General features: G+C 74.7%; 3 protein-coding genes. 2 read left to right on the forward strand and 1 reads right to left on the reverse strand.

Going from position 1 to position 4,424, the window contains the following annotated elements; genetic code table 11:
• Positions 1-173: 173 nt before the first annotated feature.
• Entirely contained in the window at positions 174-1,367 is a 1,194-nt protein-coding gene (locus GTQ99_RS20215) for a D-alanine--D-alanine ligase family protein (RefSeq protein ID WP_166617504.1), read from the reverse strand.
• Positions 1,368-1,405: 38 nt separating this feature from the next.
• On the opposite strand from GTQ99_RS20215, the gene GTQ99_RS20220 reads away from it, so the two are divergent.
• A complete protein-coding gene (locus GTQ99_RS20220) occupies positions 1,406-2,587 on the forward strand; it encodes a trans-sulfuration enzyme family protein (protein WP_338075144.1) in 1,182 nt (393 codons plus the stop codon).
• A gap of 116 nt (positions 2,588-2,703) precedes the next feature.
• Complete coding sequence (locus tag GTQ99_RS20225; protein WP_166617505.1) at positions 2,704-4,254, forward strand: helix-turn-helix domain-containing protein; 1,551 nt, start codon at positions 2,704-2,706, stop codon at positions 4,252-4,254.
• Positions 4,255-4,424: the final 170 nt, after the last annotated feature.

Here is a 4,424-nt window from a genome sequence, read left to right on the forward strand (position 1 = left end):
CGAGCGGGCCGTGCGCTTCCTCACCTACGGGCGCGACCCGGCCGTGGAGGTGACGGTGCGCTTCGCCGCCGACCTGAGCGCCGACCAGGCGACGGCCCAGCTGGTCGACCTGGCACCGGCCGTGGACGCCATCCCGCAGACGCGCACCTGCCTGTGAGGGGCGCGCCGGGGGCTCAGCGCAGCCCGGTGGGGCGGCGCAGCGCCAGCTGCAGCAGCCGGTCGACGAGCTCGGGGTAGTCGATCCCGCTCTGCGCCCACATGCGCGGGTACATCGAGAACGGCGTGAAGCCGGGCATCGTGTTGATCTCGTTGACGACGACGCCCTCCTCGCCGCGCTCGGGGTCGACGAAGAGGTCCACGCGGGCCAGGCCCTCGGCGCCCATCGCCTCGAAGACGGCGACCGCGGTGCGCCGCACGGCGGCCACGACGTCGGCGGGCAGGTCCGCCGGGCACGTCAGGCGCACGTTGGCGGAGTCGAGGTACTTGGCCTCGAAGTCGTAGAAGTCGTGCCCGCCGACGACCTCGACCTCGCCGGGCAGGCTCGTCAGCGGCTCGCCGCCGTCGAGGTCGGCCAGCACGCCGCACTCGATCTCGCGGCCGGCCAGGGTGGCCTCGACGACGACCTTGGGGTCGTGGGCGAGGGCCTCCTCCACCGCGGCGGCCAGGCCCTCGGGCCCGGCGACCTTGGTGATGCCGATGCTGGAGCCGGCGCGGGCGGGCTTGACGAAGACCGGGTAGCCCAGGGCCTCGACGTCGGCGCGGCAGCCGGCGGGGTCGGCGGCCCAGCGCCGGGCGTGGAACCACGTCCAGGGCCCCACCCGCAGCCCGGCCCCGGCCAGCAGGACCTTCATCACCTGCTTGTCCATGCTCGCCGCCGAGGCCAGCACCCCGGAGCCGACGTAGCGGGTGTCGGACAGCTCCAGCAGCCCCTGCAGGGTGCCGTCCTCGCCGAACGGCCCGTGCAGCAGCGGCAGCACGACGTCGACGCGCTGCAGCGCGGCCAGGCCGGGCGGCGCGCCGTCGGCGGGGCCGTCCAGCAGCTGCAGGGCGCGGGCGCCGACCTCTTGGGCCAGCGCGACGCGCGGCCCGGCGGCGGGGACCTCGGGCAGCTTGCCGTCGGCGAGCTCGAACCGCGCGGGGTCGTCGTCGACGAGGACCCAGCGCCCGGCGGTGGTGATGCCGACGGGCACCACGTCGTAGCGCGTGCGGTCGATGGCCGCCAGCACGCCCGCGGCCGTCACGCAGCTGATGGCGTGCTCGGAGGAGCGGCCGCCGAAGACGACGGCCACGCGGGGCCTGCCGGCCGCGTTCTCGGGCGCGCCGGCGACGGGGGCGCTGGGGGTGCTGGGGCTGCCGGAGGTGGTCATCGGCGCCGACCCTACCGGCGGTGTGGTTGGGTGCCGTCGTGCCCGAGAACGTGCCCGAGAACGTGTCGGCGCCCAGCGCGCCGCAGCAGCTGTCCCCCGCGACCCTCGCCGTGGTCGCCGGCCGTCCGGCCCGCGGGCTGGACAGCGAGCTCAACACCCCCGTCTCCCTGTCGGCGACCTTCGTGGGCGGCGGCTCGCTGGGTGCGGCCGCCCTCGGCTACGGCCGCTTCGCCAACCCGACGTGGGAGGCGCTGGAGCGCACGGTCGGCGAGCTGGAGGGCGGCCGCTCGCTGTCCTTCGCCTCGGGGATGGCGGCGGTCTCGGCCGCGCTGCACCTGGTGCCGGCCGACGCGACGGTCCTCGTCCCGCACGGCGCCTACAACGGCACCCACTCGCTCACCGCGCAGCTGGCGGCGCAGGGGCGGCTGCGGGTGCAGCACGTCGACATCACGGACGTGGCCGCCGTGCGCGCCGCGCTGGCGGGGCTGGCGGGCGGGCGGGCGCTGCTGTGGCTGGAGTCGCCGACGAACCCGCTGCTGGAGGTGGCGGACATCGCCGCGCTGACGGCGGCCGGGCACGAGCACGGCGCGCTCGTGGTCGTGGACAACACCTTCGCCACCCCGCTGCTGCAGCGCCCGCTGGAGCTGGGCGCCGACGTCGTCGTGCACTCGGTGACGAAGTTCCTCTCCGGGCACTCCGACGTCGTCCTGGGCGCGGTCGTCGCGCGCGACGAGCAGCTGCTGGCCGCGCTGCAGGCGCACCGCACCTTCCACGGCGCGATCCCCGGCCCGCTGGAGGCGTTCCTGGCCCTGCGCGGCATCCGCACGCTGCCGCTGCGCCTGGAGCGCTCGCAGGCCAGCGCGGCGGTGCTGGCCCGGCGCCTGCGCGAGCACCCGGCGGTGGCGCGGGTGCGCCACCCCTCGCTGCCCGACGACCCCGGGCACGCCCTGGCGAGCGCGCAGATGGCCGGCTACGGGGCGCTGGTGTCCATCGAGGTGGCCGGCGGCCGGGCCGCCGCGGAGGCCGTCGTGGACGCGGTGCGCCTGTGGGTGCCGGCCACGAGCCTGGGCGGGGTGGAGTCGCTGGTGGAGCGCCGGCGCCGGCACGCCAACGAGCCGGTGGTCGTGCCGGAGGAGCTGCTGCGGCTGTCGGTGGGCGTGGAGGACGTCGAGGACCTGTGGGCCGACCTGCGCCAGGCGCTGGACGCGGCGCGCCCCTGAGGGGACGGCGCGCCCGCGCGGGAATGCGGAGGGGGCGTGTCACGCTGGAACGGACGTGACACGCCCGGGATCCCCGGGTGCGCGGGATTATCTCATCCATGAGATAGCGTGCGGGCATGGCAGTCTCCACCGAGCAGTTCACGCCGACCGGCGACCACCTCGCCCAGATCGGCGCGCTCATCCGTGACGCCCGCAAGCACCGCGGTCTGACGCAGGTGCAGCTCGCCGAACGCCTGGGCACCTCCCAGAGCGCCGTGCACCGCATGGAGCAGGGCCAGCAGAACGTCTCGATCGACATGCTGCAGCGCGTGGGGCACGCGCTGCAGGACGACATCGTCTCGATCGGGCGCCCCGGCCCCACCCACCTGCGCGTGCACGGCGGCATCCAGCTCTCCGGCAGCATCGCGGTGAAGTCGAGCAAGAACGCCGGCGTCGCGCTGCTGTGCGCGGCGCTGCTGAACCGCGGGCGCACGACGCTGCGCGGGGTCGCGCGCATCCTGGAGATCCACCGGATCCTGGAGGTGCTCGGCAGCATCGGCGTGCGCTACGAGTGGGTCAACGAGGCCGACCTCGTCCTCGACGTGCCCACCGAGCTGGACCTGGACGCGATGGACGGCGAGACGGCGCGCCGCACCCGCAGCATCATCATGATGCTGGGGCCGCTGCTGCACCGCTACGAGGAGTTCGCGCTCCCCTACGCCGGTGGTTGCGACCTGGGCACCCGCACCGTCGAACCGCACATGGTGGCCCTGCGCCCGTTCGGGCTGTCGGTGACGGCGACCACGGGCAACTACCACGCCAGCGTCGACCGCTCCGTGGCCCCGCGCCGCCCGATCGTGCTCACCGAGCGCGGCGACACCGTCACCGAGAACGCGCTCATGGCCGCGGCCCGCGTCGACGGCGTGACGACGATCCGCAACGCGAGCCCCAACTACATGGTGCAGGACCTGTGCTTCTTCCTGGAGCAGCTGGGCGTGCGCATCGACGGCATCGGCACCACCACGCTCGTCGTGCACGGCGTGCCGGACATCGCCGTGGACGTCGACTACTCCCCCTCCGAGGACCCGGTCGAGGCGATGAGCCTGCTGACCGCGGCGATCGTCACGCACTCGGAGCTGACGGTGACGCGGGCGCCGATCGAGTTCCTCGAGATCGAGCTGGCGATCCTGTCCGAGATGGGCCTGGAGTACGACCTGTCCGAGGAGTACACCGCGGCCAACGGGCGCACCCGGCTGGTCGACATCACGGTGCACCCCTCGGAGCTCAAGGCGCCGATCGACAAGATCCACCCGATGCCGTTCCCGGGCCTGAACATCGACAACCTGCCGTTCTTCGCCGTCATCGCGGCGAGCGCGGAGGGGTCGACGACGGTGCACGACTGGGTCTACGACAACCGCGCGATCTACCTCACCGAGCTGAACCGGCTCGGGGCGCGCGTGAAGCTGCTCGACCCGCACCGGGTGCTCGTCGAGGGCCCCACCCGCTGGTCCGGCGCGGAGGTGCTGTGCCCGCCGGCGCTGCGGCCCGCGGTGGTCGTCCTGCTGGCCATGCTGGCGGCCAAGGGCACCTCGGTGCTGCGCAACGTCGACATCATCGCCCGCGGCTACGAGCAGCTGGCCGAGCGGCTGGCGCCGCTGGGCGCGCAGATCGAGACCTTCAAGGACTGACGCGAGGAGCGGGCGACCGCACCCGCCGCACGCACGGACGCCCCCGCACCGGTCTCGACCGGTGCGGGGGCGTCCGTGCGTGCGGGGTGCTGCGGGTGCTGCGGGTGCTGCGGGCCGGTGCTCAGGCCTTCTTGGCGGTGCGGCGGGTGGTCGTCGCCGTCTTGGCGGGG

It is taken from the genome of Kineococcus vitellinus, from assembly GCF_009906315.1.
Taxonomy (GTDB): domain Bacteria; phylum Actinomycetota; class Actinomycetes; order Actinomycetales; family Kineococcaceae; genus Kineococcus; species Kineococcus vitellinus.

What these genes read in the sequence shown, in the direction of transcription:
- GTQ99_RS20215 (WP_166617504.1), bottom strand. Translation starts at nt 1,367, where the DNA reads ATGACCACCTCCGGCAGCCCCAGCACCCCCAGCGCCCCCGTCGCCGGC.
- GTQ99_RS20225 (WP_166617505.1), top strand. Translation starts at nt 2,704, where the DNA reads ATGGCAGTCTCCACCGAGCAGTTCACGCCGACCGGCGACCACCTCGCC.